The 15,698-nt window shown below is 49.0% G+C and carries 15 protein-coding genes; 11 read left to right on the forward strand and 4 right to left on the reverse strand.

All coding sequences use genetic code 11. The annotated features are described in order from the left end of the window. The first annotated feature begins 41 nt into the window (after nt 1-41). The 4 genes from EL633_RS27915 to EL633_RS27930 all read left to right on the forward strand — a co-directional run bounded on the left by EL633_RS27915 (nt 42) and on the right by EL633_RS27930 (nt 4,838). Nucleotides 42-2,096, forward strand: coding sequence for a GMC family oxidoreductase N-terminal domain-containing protein (locus EL633_RS27915; protein ID WP_126630519.1), 2,055 nt, complete (start codon nt 42-44; stop codon nt 2,094-2,096). A 320-nt stretch (nt 2,097-2,416) separates the two neighbouring features. Next, nucleotides 2,417-3,205 carry an SDR family NAD(P)-dependent oxidoreductase gene (locus EL633_RS27920; protein ID WP_126631912.1) on the forward strand — a complete coding sequence of 263 codons (789 nt, stop codon included), beginning with the start codon at nt 2,417-2,419 and terminating at the stop codon, nt 3,203-3,205. Between the two features lie 258 nt (nt 3,206-3,463). Continuing rightward, nucleotides 3,464-3,793 (forward strand): PadR family transcriptional regulator, encoded by a 330-nt coding sequence (locus tag EL633_RS27925; protein WP_246039275.1) that lies wholly within the window; start codon nt 3,464-3,466, stop codon nt 3,791-3,793. 4 nt (nt 3,794-3,797) lie between these two features. Beyond that, the gene (locus EL633_RS27930) at nt 3,798-4,838 is read left to right on the forward strand and encodes a PP2C family protein-serine/threonine phosphatase (protein ID WP_126630521.1); all 1,041 of its coding nucleotides are present in this window, start codon (nt 3,798-3,800) and stop codon (nt 4,836-4,838) included. 71 nt (nt 4,839-4,909) lie between these two features. Here the strand turns inward: EL633_RS27930 and rbp are convergent, their stop codons facing one another. Continuing rightward, nucleotides 4,910-5,236 carry an RNA-binding regulator gene (gene rbp, locus EL633_RS27935; RefSeq protein ID WP_126630522.1) on the reverse strand — a complete coding sequence of 109 codons (327 nt, stop codon included), beginning with the start codon at nt 5,234-5,236 and terminating at the stop codon, nt 4,910-4,912. Nucleotides 5,237-5,424: 188 nt separating this feature from the next. On the opposite strand from rbp, the gene EL633_RS27940 reads away from it, so the two are divergent. Continuing rightward, nucleotides 5,425-6,168: a Nif3-like dinuclear metal center hexameric protein gene (locus EL633_RS27940; protein ID WP_126630523.1), complete on the forward strand. Its 744-nt coding sequence runs from the start codon at nt 5,425-5,427 to the stop codon at nt 6,166-6,168. Nucleotides 6,169-6,224: 56 nt separating this feature from the next. Here the strand turns inward: EL633_RS27940 and EL633_RS27945 are convergent, their stop codons facing one another. Further along, nucleotides 6,225-7,115, reverse strand: a complete 891-nt coding sequence (locus EL633_RS27945) for an RNA polymerase sigma-70 factor (protein ID WP_126630524.1) — start codon at nt 7,113-7,115, stop codon at nt 6,225-6,227. Between the two features lie 404 nt (nt 7,116-7,519). On the opposite strand from EL633_RS27945, the gene EL633_RS27950 reads away from it, so the two are divergent. Further along, on the forward strand, nt 7,520-8,473 hold the full coding sequence (locus EL633_RS27950) for an NAD-dependent epimerase/dehydratase family protein (protein ID WP_126630525.1): 954 nt from the start codon (nt 7,520-7,522) through the stop codon (nt 8,471-8,473). 37 nt (nt 8,474-8,510) lie between these two features. Then, nucleotides 8,511-9,041, forward strand: coding sequence for an NADH-quinone oxidoreductase subunit B (locus EL633_RS27955; protein WP_371865602.1), 531 nt, complete (start codon nt 8,511-8,513; stop codon nt 9,039-9,041). Nucleotides 9,042-9,100: 59 nt separating this feature from the next. Here EL633_RS27955 and EL633_RS27960 read toward each other — a convergent pair whose 3' ends face one another. Both EL633_RS27960 and EL633_RS27965 read right to left on the reverse strand, forming a co-directional pair. Further along, nucleotides 9,101-9,928, reverse strand: a complete 828-nt coding sequence (locus EL633_RS27960) for a sugar phosphate isomerase/epimerase family protein (RefSeq protein WP_126630526.1) — start codon at nt 9,926-9,928, stop codon at nt 9,101-9,103. Between the two features lie 165 nt (nt 9,929-10,093). Next, nucleotides 10,094-11,140 carry a COX15/CtaA family protein gene (locus tag EL633_RS27965; RefSeq protein WP_126630527.1) on the reverse strand — a complete coding sequence of 349 codons (1,047 nt, stop codon included), beginning with the start codon at nt 11,138-11,140 and terminating at the stop codon, nt 10,094-10,096. A 484-nt stretch (nt 11,141-11,624) separates the two neighbouring features. Between EL633_RS27965 and EL633_RS27970 the strand changes: the two genes are divergently transcribed. The 4 genes from EL633_RS27970 to EL633_RS27985 all read left to right on the forward strand — a co-directional run bounded on the left by EL633_RS27970 (nt 11,625) and on the right by EL633_RS27985 (nt 15,668). Further along, nucleotides 11,625-12,329, forward strand: a complete 705-nt coding sequence (locus tag EL633_RS27970) for a VC0807 family protein (RefSeq protein ID WP_126630528.1) — start codon at nt 11,625-11,627, stop codon at nt 12,327-12,329. 179 nt (nt 12,330-12,508) lie between these two features. Beyond that, nucleotides 12,509-13,672, forward strand: coding sequence for a Gfo/Idh/MocA family protein (locus EL633_RS27975; protein ID WP_126630529.1), 1,164 nt, complete (start codon nt 12,509-12,511; stop codon nt 13,670-13,672). Nucleotides 13,673-13,674: 2 nt separating this feature from the next. Continuing rightward, nucleotides 13,675-14,847 (forward strand): dihydrodipicolinate synthase family protein, encoded by a 1,173-nt coding sequence (locus EL633_RS27980; RefSeq protein WP_126631914.1) that lies wholly within the window; start codon nt 13,675-13,677, stop codon nt 14,845-14,847. Beyond that, nucleotides 14,847-15,668, forward strand: coding sequence for a sugar phosphate isomerase/epimerase family protein (locus tag EL633_RS27985; RefSeq protein WP_126631915.1), 822 nt, complete (start codon nt 14,847-14,849; stop codon nt 15,666-15,668). The genes EL633_RS27980 and EL633_RS27985 overlap by 1 nt, the downstream gene beginning before the upstream one ends. Nucleotides 15,669-15,698: the final 30 nt, after the last annotated feature.

Consider the following 15,698-nt stretch of genomic DNA (forward strand, 5'->3'; position numbering starts at 1 on the left):
GATAACAGCTTGTAAGCTATGACAGCTCAAAAGGAGGCGTCATGGAGGTCACCTCATCTTCACCAGACACGACCCGGCCAGGCAGAGGAGCAGACTGGCTCTCTGCTAGCGAGTTACGACTATTAGAGATTATTTGTGATACATTTTTTCCATCCCTCACTCCCCCGCCAGGAGCCTCACCAGCTACGGTAATGTACTATCAGAGTAAAGCCAGTGATTTACATCTGGCGCTATTGATTGCGGAAACGCTGGGACAGGAAAACGAGGAATCCCAGGCCGATTTTCACCGTTTGCTGGCATTACTTCAAAGTCCTGCGACTGGATTACTGCTGGCGGGAAAATTTGGCGCGTTTAATGAACTGACACAGGAGCAGCGAGAAAAATATTTACTGGCGATGGCCCATAGTTCTCTGGCACAGCTACGACAGGGATATCAAGTACTGAAACGCTTGAGTGGCTTTCTCTTCTTTGCCACGCCTGATCCACACGGCCATAATCCCAGCTGGGAGGCACTGGATTATCAAGCAGCTGAGCCTCCACCATCTGTGCCACGTCCACTCAAGCCATATGAGATCACACAGGATAGTATCCTGGAATGTGATGCGGTCGTAATCGGTTCTGGCGCGGGTGGCGGCGTGGTAGCAGGTGAACTGGCTCTGGCCGGCAAAAATGTCATTGTGCTGGAAAAGGGCGGCTATCATAGTGAGGCCGACTTTACGTTACAGGAAGCCCAATCTATGTCCGACCTCTATCTGAAGAGTGGCTCCCTCACCACTAAAGATGTTGGCGTAGCCATTCTAGCTGGCAGCACGTTAGGTGGCGGAACTATTGTCAACTGGGATACATCGTTTCGGACTCCACCCGCTATTTTATCCGAATGGGAAGAAACATCAGGCCTCAAGGATGTATTTACTGGACCCACTTTACAGCAAAGCTTCTCGGCTATTGAGCAGCGTATCAGTATCAATACTGCCAATAGCGCGCATAATCGCCAGAATCAGTTACTCTTTGATGGAGCTAAAACACTTGGCTATCATGCGGACAGTTTACGCCGCAATGCGGTCGGCTGTGAGCAGCGCTGTGGCACCTGTGGCTTTGGCTGTCGCTATGGCTGCAAACAATCCACTTTAAAGACCTATTTACAAGATGCTTATGAGCAGGGGGCCCGCATTATTGTCCATTGTAGTGCTGAACGGATCCTGCTTGAGCAGAACAAAGCTGTGGGCGTCAAGGCTATCGTTAAAGATCCTGAAACAGGCAAACATCATCAGGTAACGATTCATGCCCGCACAGTTATTGTGGCCGCCGGAACCCTCCACTCACCAGCCATACTGTTACGTTCGGGTCTGACCAATCAACATATCGGCCAGCACCTTCACCTGCATCCAACCACCACTATCGCAGGACATTATCCAGACAAAGTGTATCCCTGGCAGGGAGTTATGCAGTCGGCATACAGTGATGAATTTGGACATTTACATGGTAGCTATGGCTATAAACTAGAGGTACCGCCCACCCATCCTGGTCTCCTGGGCATGGGAACAGCCTGGCACGGCGCCCGTGATTATCGCAAAACGATGGCAAAGATAGCTCATCTCGCTACGTTCATCATTCTAACCCGCGACAAAGGCGAAGGCAAAATTACCCTGGATCGTCATGGAGAGCCGGTCATAGAGTACGTTACCTCAGTTTTTGATCGCCAACATCTTTTACATGGTATGCGTCAGGCTGCCCGCATCCATTTTGCCGCCGGCGCTACCGAGGTTGTATCGATTCAAAGCAAGCGTAGCCAGCTTTCACGCCAGCAGATTGATGCTGATAGCAAACGCGCCTGGAACACCTTTGATCGCCAGCTAGAACGTAATGGTCTGGGTGTCAATCGCTTGATCGTCTATAGCGCCCACCAGATGGGCACATGCCGTATGGGCAATGATCCCACACAGTCAGTAACCGACGCCCATAGCCAGGTCCATGGCATCCAGGGCCTCTTTGTCTGTGACGGCAGCGTCTTTCCAGCTGCCAGCGGAGTCAATCCTATGCTCAGTATCATGGGTCTGGCCCATCAAGCTGCTCAATACATCAAAATAACACTCTAGAAAAGAAAGGATGTAAAGGGCAGCCAGCCCCTTGGCTGGAGTCGGAGCAGTACCCCGACATCCCTCTCTCTGAATTAAAAAGCGGGGATGCAAGCGAGCATGCCGGGGGCATGATCAAGCGGCAAGCCCCTTGACTGGGGGTTCGGGGGCCGTGCCCCCGGCATCTCTCCCCCCATACCGCCCGCGTAGCGGGCGAACAACCCATCAAACAAACTTTGACAAAACACCAGCCACCAACGTCTGGTTGAGTAACGAACATAAGCCATCAGTCGTGCTATCAGACAAGATGTTCTCACACAATCACTGATAGGAGCCAGATGATGGATCTACAATTACAAGGCAAAAAGGTACTCGTCACAGGATCTACAATGGGCATAGGCAAAGCTATTGCCGCATCCTTCGCACGTGAAGGAGCCTTTGTTATCCTCAATGGACGTTCAGAACAATCGGCACAGAAAACCTTGCAAGAACTTCAGAGCAGAAATCCACAGGGAACGTTTGTGACCGTGGTAGCCGATCTGAGCACCAGCGCAGGCTGTCAAAAAGCTATTCACGAACAGCCAGACATAGATATTTTGATAAATAATATGGGCATCTTTGAAGCAGTGGATTTCTTCGATACCAGCGATGAGCAGTGGCAGAAAATATTTGAAACCAATATCATGAGCGGAGTGCGGCTCTGTCGCTACTACCTGAAGCACATGATGGAGAAACATTGGGGCAGAATCATCTTTATTGCCAGCGAATCAGCCGTCTCGCCCGCACCCGAAATGGCCCATTATAGCGCCACCAAAACCATGCAGCTCTCAATTTCACGCAGCCTGGCAGAGATAGCCAGAGGCACCAATGTAACGGTAAATACAGTACTCCCAGGTTCTACACAAACAGAAGGCGTCTCCGATTTCATCAAATCATTGTTTCCTGATGAAAAACCAGCAGCAGCCGAGCACAAATTTATGCAGGAAAATCGTCCCACATCACTAATAGAACGCTTAATTCAACCTGAGGAAGTCGCGGCCTTTGTCACCTTCGTGTCCAGTCCTCTTGCCTCAGCGATCAGTGGGGCCGCGCTACGGGTAGATGGTGGTCTTGTTCGTAGCATTGTTTAGATTAAATGACTCGCTTATTTTAGCGATAAAAAATGGAGCGCTGGCTGTGGCCAGCGCTCCATTTTTTATCCTCTTAGATGTTGCTATGTAGAAAACTTGTACCGGATAACAGGTACAGCAAAAAGAATGCAACCACTTGACAAGTGCCTATTTTCAGTTTACTATATCACTAACGGATATATCCGCAACAGATATACACAAACAATTGAAGCAGGAGAGAGGATTATCAAAAAGAACAAAGGCGAACCGGAATCCCTATTGCCACTGACACCTGCGGTCTTTCATATTCTGCTGGCGTTAACCGATAAGGAGCGCCATGGCTATGGAATCATGCAGGAGGTCACACGGCGCACCAATAGTCAGGTGCATATGGGTCCAGGCACGCTGTATGGCTCGATCAAACGTATGATGGCGGATGGCTTGCTAGAGGAATCGGGCACACGACCCGATCCTGATCTGGATGATGAACGCCGTCGCTATTATCGCTTGACCGATTTTGGTCAGCGCGTTGTACGCGCTGAAGCCAGGCGGCTGGAACAATTGGTCAGCATCGCTCAGATGAAACATCTATTACAAGGAGAGGCTTAAAAGTATGGCGTCATTCCACTGGATGCAATCCTGTTCCGAACGGCTCTATCAATGGCTTCTCCTGGCCTATCCATCTGAGTTCAGGCAGGAATATGGACAGGAAATGGTCCAGACCTTTCGGGATTGCTATCGCGAAGAGATAGACGATGGCGGAACATTGCGGCTCTTCCCTTTCTGGAGTACCGTCTTTTATGATTTTGTGAAAAGCGTTACTATTGAACAATTTCTTCAATTAAGAAAACTGGTTCTACACGATAAGGAGTATCATATGCTTAATGCCCCTCTACAATTACAGGTTGCACAGCTTACTGATATCGGTCGTAGCCGTCCTACAAATGAAGATAATTTGCTTGCAGTATTACCAGATAACGCTTCCATTATGAATGATAAGGGCGCCCTCTTCGTCGTTGCAGATGGTATGGGTGGACATGCATATGGCGAGCTCGCCAGCGAACTGGCCGTGAACACGATTCGCGAGGTCTATTATCAGGATACCTCAGATGATATTCCAACAGCACTCGGTAACGCTATGCAGCAGGCCAATACCGTCATCTACGAAATATGTCAGGCCAAAATCAAGGAAAATCCTGAACTACAAGGTAAAAGCATGGGCACGACCTGTGTCGCGATGGTGGTTAAACAGCACACGCTCTATATCGCCAATGTAGGCGATAGCCTGGCTTATCTGATTACGGATCAGGAGATCAAGCAACTGGCCGAAAATCATAGCCTGGTAGCGCAGGAAGTATTGAAAGGAAATATGACTGCCGAGGAAGCTTTAACAAGCCCTTCTCGTAATGTTATTACTCGCTGCCTGGGTACCAAGCATCAAGAAGAGATCTATATCAGCGATCCCATCCAGGTCAAAACAGACGATATACTGGTGCTCTGTACGGACGGCCTGCATGGTCAGATCTCAGAAACAGAGATGCGCTTGATTGTGGAAAATAATACGCCGGAAGAGAGCTCAAAAAAATTGATTGAGCGCGCCAATGAAACCGGTGGACCCGACAATATTACCGCTATTGTCGTCAAGATCGCTTAAAAAAATCTATAAAAAAAGGAGTGATCAGTCTTTGACTGACCTCTCCTTTGTTAGTTCGCAAATACCGCTAACTAGTAGCGACCACCGCGATAACCACCCTGATCACGACCGCCACGGTCATTGTAACCACCACCGCGGTTACCACCACCACCAGCAGGACGCTCACGAGCTTCGTTTACCGTGATTGTGCGGTTGCCCAGCATAGAACCATTCAGCTGATCGATCGCGGCGCGAGCCTGATCATCATCTTCAAATTCTACAAATCCGAAACCTTTGCTACGGCCTGTCTCACGATCTGTGATAACTGTTGCAAAAGTAACATTGCCAATCTGACCAAACACATCACGCAGTTCCTGCTCATCGGTCTGATAAGGTAGTCCACCAACATAAAGTCTCATATTTTTGTGCTCCTGTGTTGACATCTCTCCACAGATTGACGCTCGAAGAAACCATTTCTCACAGAAGCGCTACAATTCTTTTTGATGTCATACACTATATACAACGTCCACACTGAATGATATATTCCCCGATTTCTTCCAATTTTGACATCTTTTTTTAAAATGGCAAGATCGGAAAGGGAATTTACATGATGTTTTATCCAAAACTTGAAGCAATCGCTCTTTTTCTAGATCAGTATCTAGAGGTTACGCGCTTTCCTGCTGATCAACATGGTATCTACCGATCAGGCAAAGATCCCATTCGCCGCATCGGGCTGGCCATCGAACCATGGGCCGGAATTGGACAATGGGCAAGCGAGCAAGAGCTCGATGCGCTTTTTCTGCACCGTCCCTGGAAAATCAAGTTAGCAACATTTCCATCAGAGATTGGCATCCTGGCCTACCATCTCTCCTTTGACCTCATGCTCACCTTTGGCTTCAATCCACCTCTGGCCACACAACTAGGAATGCATAATCCAATCCCATTTGCCTTCAGAGACACGATCCCTTATGGAATGTTCGGCGATATTCCTACAGTATCCCTTCATAGTTTTGTCTCAACACTTACAAACACGTTCGCCATTCCCCCAGAGACACACCAGCTACATGCCGAGAAAATTCAGCGCATTGCCATCGTAGGTGCGATGAATGACCAGCTCATCAGGGAAGCCGCCGCCCAGGGTGTACAGCTCTATATCACCGGCCAATTCCGTCAACCCGCCCGCAAGGCGGTCCAGGAGACCGGCATGGCCGTAGCCGTGATCGGCCACGCCACTGGTGAGCAATGGGGGATACGTGCACTAGGTACATTGCTACAAGAACGCTGGCCCGACCTGGGCTGTATAATTACGCAGCCCAATCAAACACATTTTTCCCGCTTCACATCTAATTGATAGCTGAAGCATCAAACACATTTTTCCCGCTTCACATCTAATTGATAGCTGAAGCATCAACCAGATTTTTCTTGCTGCAACTCCAATTGGTGTTGTAGAAAAACCAGCTTGTCAGGATTCAAAATACTGTACAATCCCACAATAGCATCATCGAGAATATCAAGGATCAACACCCATTGGAGCTGTGAAGCACTCCAGCACACAAGCGCTGGTGCGCCATTCACCTCCTCGATGCTGAGTAGATCGTCAAATGGCACCTTGCGCATCAGATTCAGGAATAAGCGGGCAACCATGGCTTGACCGGCAACAGGAATCAGACCAGCATGGACTTTACCACCACCATCAGACCAGGCCGTCACATCTCTGGCCAGCAGCTTCGTTAAGGCATCCAGATTGCCTGACTGGCAGGCGCTAACAAACGACTCCATAAGTTGGTGCTGTTTTTCAGGCTCAATATTCACGCGCTGCCGTTTCTCTGTAACATGGCTTTTGGCGCGATGAAAAAGCTGGCGACAATTCGCCGGACTTTTTTCAAGGATTTCAGCGATTTCAGCAAATGAATAGTCAAAGACTTCATGCAACAAAAATACAGCCCGCTCTGGAGGGGTCAATGTCTCTAGCAAAACAAGAAATGCCGTAGACACAGACTCTTGCTGCTCAATATTCATTTCCAACGACTCCCCAGTCGCCAATAAGGTGAGCATGGGCTCTGGTAGCCAGATGCCGATATACTCTTCCCGCTGCACCCGGGCAGATTTAAGATAATTGAGACTGAGATTGGTAACCATCTTCGTTAGATAGGCTTTGGATGACTGGATAGAGGCAGTATCTACCTGCTGATAATGCAAATATGCATCCTGAACAATATCTTCAGCCTGACTTGCACTCCCCGTCATCCTATATGCAATCGAGAAGAGCAGCGGACGATATTCTTGAAATTGCTCCATAGACTTGTGTTAAGTATTCTCCCATAAAATTGCTTCAGATGCTGACACATATCTGGATCATAACATTTACATATACTTTTTCACGGAAGTGAACTCACTTATTGTATTTCGTTTGGTACAAAAAAGTGCATATACGCACTTTTTTGTACCAAACGAAATACAATAAAACGATTGGGCGCGTCTGCACACCCCAGACTGGCATCTGCCTCTCTAACAATCATCATGCTCAATATTATCATAAGCCATGAAAAACAAAGGTGCAAACTAGCACAAAAAGTTTTATCCCCCTTGTTGTCACATTTTCATAAGTTGACTTGTCTCCTTTCTAGTACGCTGTTAACGTTCACACGCACAGCAGAAACACCAAAATGAATATTCTAGCCATATTGAGGAGAAGAAGAAAAATGAAAATCTTTATTACAGGAGCGACGGGTGTACTTGGAAAATTCGTAATCCCTTTGCTTTTATCATCCGCTCATCAGGTCTACGCGTTGAGTCGATCGGAAAAGAATATGGCCGCCATACGGCAATTGGGTGCGGAACCCATTACAGCTGATCTCTTCAACAGTGATGCGCTCACCGGAGTTTTAGCGTCTACACAGGCTACGGCTATTATGCATTTAGCCACAAAAATTCCACCCACGGCCCAGATGGGAAAGGTAGCGTCATGGCAAGAAAATGATCATATCCGTCGCGATGGTGCACGTACACTTGTTGCTGCCGCTCTGGCAACCGGGGTACAAACCTTTATCTATCCCAGTTTCTACGCTGTCTATCCTGACCGCGGAGAGCAATGGATCGATGCACGCGCTACCCCAACACAGTCGCATGTCATCCAGCAAGCCACCATCGACGCGGAAGCGGAAGTGGCACGCTTCACACAAGCCAACCGTCGTGGAATCGTACTACGCATGGGAAACTTATATGGTCCAGAGGTGCCATCCACACTGGAACAATTCCAGATGGCGCAAAGGGGTCTGGCGGTACTACCAGGATCCGGAGATGCCTATCTCCCCTACATCTGGCTAGAAGATGCTGCCCGGGCACTTGTCGTGGCTCTAGATGATACGCCAGCAGGTGTCTATGATATCGTGGATGATGAACCACTCACACGCGATGAATTTGCAGACGCCCTGGCACAGAGTGTCGGAAAACGCCGACTCCTACGCATCCCCAATGCCATCATGAAATTGATGACGGGCGCGGCCGCGAATATGATCAATCGCAGTCAGCGCATCTCCAATCGCCACTTTAAAGAATTGACTACCTGGAAACCAGCCGTTCCTAATGCACGGCAAGGATGGACATTAATAGCGGCAGCAAAGAATACACACGAAAGGACGGCCTCCCATGTCTGAAAAATTGTTATCCCATCCAACGCATCAACGCATACCACTGAAGATGGCAACCCATCCAGATGAGTATCTTCCGGGGAAGCAAGAAATGCCTGTGGTGCTTACCACGCTTAAAGATATGCTGCAATGGTCAAAGAACTGGGCACGCTCGCGTTCAGTATGGCCCTTTTCCTATGCCCTGGCTTGCTGTGGCATCGAAATGATGACGGCAGCTTCAGCTCCGCAGCACGATCTCGCACGCTTTGGCTCTGAGGTCTTCCGTGCCAGTCCCCGCCAGGCGGATCTTATGATCGTTGCGGGCACGCTCTCGGTCAAGATGGCTCCTCGCCTGCGCTTACTCTGGGAACAAATGCCAGAACCCAAATGGGTCATCAGTATGGGACAATGTGCCAATTCGGGAGGAGAATTCTATGATAGTTACTACACTATTCAGGGAGTTGATACCGTTGTACCGGTCGATGTCTATATTCCGGGCTGTCCTCCGCGTCCCGAGGCGCTGATAGAAGGAATACTCAAACTACGCGAGAAAATCGAGAAGCAGGGGCTTACACTTCAAACGGATCTTGCATAACACAGTATTGTGCTAGCGACAAAAACCGGGCCAATTGATTGGCCCGGTTCAGGTGACTACTAGCCATGACTTGCAGGTGGACGGCGTGCGAACACTTCAAGCTCACGCTGCGCCTGCCAGTTACAGATCTCTTCAAGATCAGCCACAGGAACCTGCGTATAGGGTAAGGTGTGCAGATATCCTGGAGGTCCAAACTCTGGTGTAAATGTAGATACCTTCATGCCTTGCTTTTCCTGTGCATTCCAGATGATATTCCACCAGACTTCATGGGCTTCAACATAAGGGAGATATTCTGGCGCGCGTGGATCTGGCACCTGGGGTCCCTCTTCATAGCCGACACGGCCATGGATATGGATACAGCGTTCCGCGCACTGCCTCACAATATCCAGCTGATCATCTAAGAGCCGTTCACCAACACAGACCCAGTGACTGAGATCGCAACACAACTTGAGCGTCTCCACACGCTCCAGAACCTGCGCTGTGATACCTGGATAAAAAAAGACCCGTCCACGATGAGTCTCATGGGCCACCGCCATACCCAGATCCGCCTCAATTTTTACCGCCTCGCGATAGAAACGCAAGCTCTGATCAAGGCTCCATACATCCCTACCACTATGACAATTCACCTTTTCCGGTTGAAATACCTGCGCTTGCTCAAGCTGCCGGCGGAAATCCGCGAGATGCTCCTCAATAGTATTTCCATTCGTGAAGATCTGTGGAATATAGGTTAAAGCGTTTTTCTGCAAGAGATCCTGAAAATGTGTAACCTGATCAGGCTCGGGCAAGCCATTTTCAATAGCCTGATACCCCTGAGACTTAATACGTGGGAACAGATCCTCAGGCTCACCAGTTAACCCCCACAGATGACGAGCTAAAAGCAATTGCATACAATACGTCTCCTTCAAAGCGAGTGCACTATATAATAACAAAAAAGTAACTGTTTTCCTGATCGAAAAGTCAGTTCTCCAGATTATAGCATTAATCAAATGGCGATAATAAAGAAGCCAGTAAGCAAAAATTGCTTACTGGCTTCTTTATTCAATCACTGCCGATTAAACCGTTTCGTGTAGAAGCTCATTCGAGGATGTATTCACAACAACTGGACTCTGATCTACCACGTGTCGCCTCCAGGGCCACTCTACCTGTACACACAGATAGCATAGAACGGAGAAGAGTACGGCAATAATGGTTGTGTGCAGCAGAGAAACCAGGAGTTGAGCTCCACTCAGGACGGTAGCCATGCCGCTCAACGCCTGCAGGGAAACCAGGACAAACGCCCATAGGCTGCCCCAGATTAAATCACGTCGATCACGAGCCACGCGAATCATGACGACCATTAGAGCCAGCAATAAAAACCAGATGCTCCCAGCCGCATAGCGATGCATAACCTGAATGCCCGCTGCCGTAAAGATATTAGGAAAGTAGGTCGCACCACAGGTTGGGAACTGCTGTCCACAGGCCAGGGTCGCCGATGAATGCCGTACCAAGGCTCCTGTATAGACCACAACATATGTATAGGCAGCCAGGAGCCAGACAATAATCTGCATACCTTTAGAGATTGGCGCAATTTGTTGCGCCGTACGCTCAGGAGCACCAGGCACAACATGCTTTAATTGCATGATGCGCATCGTCAGCAGGATAACACTGGCAAAAGAGATCAAAGAAAAACCAAAATGCAAAGAGAGCAGTCCATCTTTGGCATACGTACCTTCATAGACCACGGTTAACGCGCCCAGAATAGCCTGCAACACCACAAAGAATAGACTCATAAAACCAAATAATTTGACGCGAAAATCTCGTCGATACATCAACCAGGAAATAACGGTCAGTGCAAAAATCAAGAAGCCATCGGCTCCCGACATAATGCGGTGGCTATACTCATAGACCGTCGCAATGGATACAGACTCAGGAATCAGTTGGCCATGACAAAATGGCCAGGAATTACCGCAGCCCTGGCCTGAAGCGGTCTTGGTGACGGCAGCGCCCAGCAGCAACATAAAATAAGCACCAATAGAAGTGATAATTGCCAGAATGCTCAGCAAACGATATTTCAACGGAGTGATAGTTGTCAGGTTGCTCAGCACACGATTATTTAACAATGCATGATCCTCCCAAATAAATTACAGCAAGAAAGCGCATAGCATACTCCTCTATCCATCTATCCCTTACCCCACAAGGATACCTTGTCAGCCGAGGATCAATGTGTGTCAACCAGACATGGCAACAGGCATTGCATTCCCTCCATGTCGGCCCATGCTCTTTCTCAAGCGAATCTTCCTTCATATTATAGGGGATATTTGCCATCTATGCCATGTATCCCAAAATTATCTACAGGGTTTTAAATGTGCTGGAAAATTGTGCGCATTGCACACAATTTTCCAGCACATTTAAAAGAAGCATGGGCGCTTTAGCGCCCGAGTGCGGCTGGCTATACCCTCCCAATGCAAATAAAAATCAAACACTAGAATTGATCATCCCTACCTTCACCCAGGCGGGTGATGTTTACTGCTACCCTTCAAGTATAAAATTACTACATGCTAAAAATGAGAGAAGCGCAACACACACTTGAGAGAGGTAAAAAAGATGGAAAGCACAACAAATCTTATGCAAGCTCAAACAAATAACCATAAAAAAATCATTATACGAGGTATCATTATTAGCATAGTCATTAACGGCCTATGCCCCTGGCTCATCTATAATGGACTGATTAACTACCTGCATGTCGCACAAATGCCAGCCTTGCTAGCTACCGGTATACCTTCAATAATTGATAGCGTGGTTGGCATTATCAAAAACCGGCGCATCGATTTTATGGCTGGCATAGCCTTTCTCTCAATCATCACATCCCTGCTCGCCATTTCCCTGGGTGGGAGTCCCAAACTCTACCTGGTACGTGGTTCATTGCTCGGCATGATATCCAGCGTAATTATTCTCGTTTCTTTCTTCTTCCCTAAACCCGCTACATACTATACCTTGCGCTACGTTACCACAGGCAATTCAGCAGCGTTAATTGAGAAATATGAGCAAAAATGGCAACAAGATAATATATGGCGTCGCATGTTGCGTATGCAAGCACTCCTCTGGGGTACAGGTCTTTTAAGCGAAGGCATTGTACGCACATACCTGGCCTTCACATTGGATGTGTCCAGATTTCTGGCTGTCTCACCATTTGTCTTCTATGGCTTCTATGCAGTATTAATGGTTCTCTCAACAATTGGCGGCACCCTCTTCTCATATATTGAAACAAAACGCAAAGCCACAACAGATCACAGCAAACCAGAACATTAAACCATAAATTACCACAAGGCAATTACAAGTGCGCTTGCTTTTATAGATAGAGGTAGCCGGATACAGTCACCCTTGTATCCGGCTACCTCTATCTATAAAAGGTTGACAATCAAGGCATCACGGTTTAGACTTTGAATAGTAAACGTTTTCTTTTATAAAAAGGGGAGAAAGGTAAGATTATGGCGACCAGAAGAATTGGGATTATCATGAATGGTGTCACAGGACGCATGGGTACTAACCAGCACCTGATCCGCTCAATTGTGGCGATCCGCGAACAAGGCGGGATTAACGTTCCAGGTGAAGATACAATCTGGCCCGATCCGATTCTTGTTGGCCGTGATGAAAAGAAAGTGCGTGCCCTGGCACAGGCTCACGGGATTGAGAGATGGAGTACGAATTTATCCGCGTGCCTGGCTAATCCTGACGACGTGATCTATTTTGATGCCCAGACCACAACACGCAGGGCTGATGCGTTGCGTGCAGCGATTGCTGCCGGTAAACATATTTACTGTGAAAAGCCGATTGCCACGGATGTCGCGACGGCACGCGAACTGGCACAACTCGCGGATAGCGCGGGTATCAAACATGGTGTGGTACAGGATAAGCTATTTTTACCAGGACTTTTGAAGCTCAAACGTGTGATTGATAGTGGCTTCTTCGGTCGGATCCTTTCGATACGTGGTGAGTTTGGCTATTGGGTCTTCGAAGGAGATTGGCAGAGCGCCCAGCGCCCTTCATGGAATTATCGTAAAGAGGATGGTGGCGGCATCATTGTTGATATGCTCTGTCACTGGCAATATGTACTGGATAACCTCTTTGGCCGGGTAACAGCCGTATCCTGTCTGGGAGCAACCCATATTCCTGAGCGTATCGACGAACAGGGCAAAAGCTATGAGTGTACTGCCGATGATGCGGCTTACGCGACCTTTCAGTTGGAGAATGGCATCATTGCCCACTTCAATTCCTCCTGGACAGTACGTGTCTATCGCGATGAATTATTGACGCTCCAGATCGATGGCACCCATGGTAGCGCGATCTCCGGCCTGCGTGAATGCAAGGTCCAGAGCCGTGTCAACACGCCACGAGCCATCTGGAATCCTGATGTGCCTAATTCCATTCGTTTCCAGGACAACTGGATGGATGTGCCAGACAATGAGACCTTCACAAATGGCTTTAAGGCACAATGGGAGCTGTTCTTGAAGCATGTGGTCTATGATACACCGTTTCGCTGGGATCTGTATGAGGGAGCCAAAGGCGTGCAATTAGCCGAACTGGGTTTACAGTCCTGGGCCGAGCGGCGCTGGCTAGATGTACCAGAACTTACCCTTACAAAGGAGTCCTGATGATGGCGAGGAAACTTGTATTACCCCAGGCCGATGGCTCCTTGCAAACGTATACAGCCGGTCCTGCCAGTCATTATGCGAGTACAGCTCCGATAGCGCATAGTCGCGTTGCATATGCTGCTGCCCATGTTGTGCTGGATACGCAAAGCGCACAGCCTAACCAGATTGATTGGGAGGCAACATTGGCTTATCGCCATCATCTCTGGTCACTGGGACTGGCCGTGGCGGAAGCAATGGATACATCTCAACGTAGCATGGGACTCGATTGGCCAGCGGCCAGTGAGTTGATGCAGCGTTCACTGGCTGCGGCTAAAACACATCCAGGAGCTCGTATCGCCTGCGGGGCTGGTACAGACCAGCTGGTATTTTCAGCAGATACAACCATTGAAGATATCAAGCACGCCTACGAGGAGCAATGTCGCTTTATCGAGGATGCCGGTGGGAGGATCATTCTTATGGCCAGCCGCGTGCTGGCGGCCAGGGCACAAACACCTGAAGACTATATGCATGTCTATGACCATATCTTATCCCAGGTTGCACACCCGGTCATCATTCACTGGCTGGGTGCCATGTTTGATCCCGCCCTGACCGGTTATTGGGGATCGCATGATCTCGATATAGCCATGGAAAACTGCCTGGCTATCCTGCAACGCCATGCCACTAAAATTGATGGCATCAAAATCTCGCTCCTGGACGCTGAGCGTGAGATCGCTATGCGCCGCCGTCTCCCAGCTGGTATCAAGATGTATACCGGCGATGATTTTAATTATGCGGACCTGATGCTTGGTGATGGACAGGACTATAGCCATGCTTTGCTGGGTATCTTCGATGCAATCGCACCCGCTGCGGCTGCCGCTTTACAGCAGCTGGATGCTGGCAATATTGAGCGCTATACCACGATCCTTGAGCCCACCGTTCCACTCTCGCGCCATATCTTTCAGGCGCCAACCTTCAACTATAAGGCGGGCATTGTCTTTCTAGCTTATCTCAATGGTCATCAAGAACATTTTAAGATGATTGGTGGATTAGAAAAGGCTCGCTCGATCCAACATCTGGCTCAACTCTTTGTGTTAGCAGACCAGGCCCACCTGCTGGTTGATCCAGATCTGGCCAGTGCCAGGATGCAAGCAACATTAGTAGAAGCTGGCATCACACAAGAAGGAGCACCATTTTGATGCAGGAATTAACCAACCTGACAAGATTAAGCTTAAACCAGGCTACGATCGATAGCTGGGATGCACGCGCGGCCATTGAGGGTTGCTTGCGTACGGGCATTCCTTCGATTGGCCTGTGGCGCGACAAAGTAGCGAAAACAGGATTGGCCGAGACGGCGCGTATCGTACGTGAGAGTGGTATCAAGGTCTCCAGTTTATGTCGTGGCGGCTGGTTTCCAGCGGCCACGGCCGCCGAGCGACAGGCCAGAATTGATGATAATCGGCGTGCCATCGAAGAGGCTGCTGAACTGCAGACAGCGGTACTGGTACTGGTATGCGGACCCGCCCCGGATCGCGATATGCAAGCCGCCCGAGAGATGGTAGAAGATGCCTTAATTCAACTGCTCCCCTATGCCCGCAAGCATAACATTGCCTTAGGCATCGAGCCGCTACATCCTATGTATGCAGGCGATCGCTCGGTCATTACCAGTCTGGCCGAAGCCAACCAACTCGTTGAGAAACTAGATGATGCCAACCTCGGTGTGATTATCGATGCATTCCATGTCTGGTGGGATAGCTCCGTCTACGAACAAATCGCCCGCGCCAGCGGGCATATCCTCGGCTTCCATGTCAGCGACTGGTTGGTCCCGCTCCCTGATGTCCTGCTTGGTCGCGGCATGATGGGCGATGGCATCATCGAGCTACGCAAACTACGCCACGCCGTCGATACCGCCGGCTATCATGGTCCTATCGAAGTCGAAATCTTCAATCAAAGCATCTGGAATATGCCAGCAGATCAGGTCCTTGATCTAGTATCCAAACGTTTCCTTGCACATGTATGAACCATATATCTGGCTTAGTAGCGCTACTCA

This window comes from Dictyobacter alpinus (genome assembly GCF_003967575.1).
GTDB classification, from domain to species: domain Bacteria; phylum Chloroflexota; class Ktedonobacteria; order Ktedonobacterales; family Ktedonobacteraceae; genus Dictyobacter; species Dictyobacter alpinus.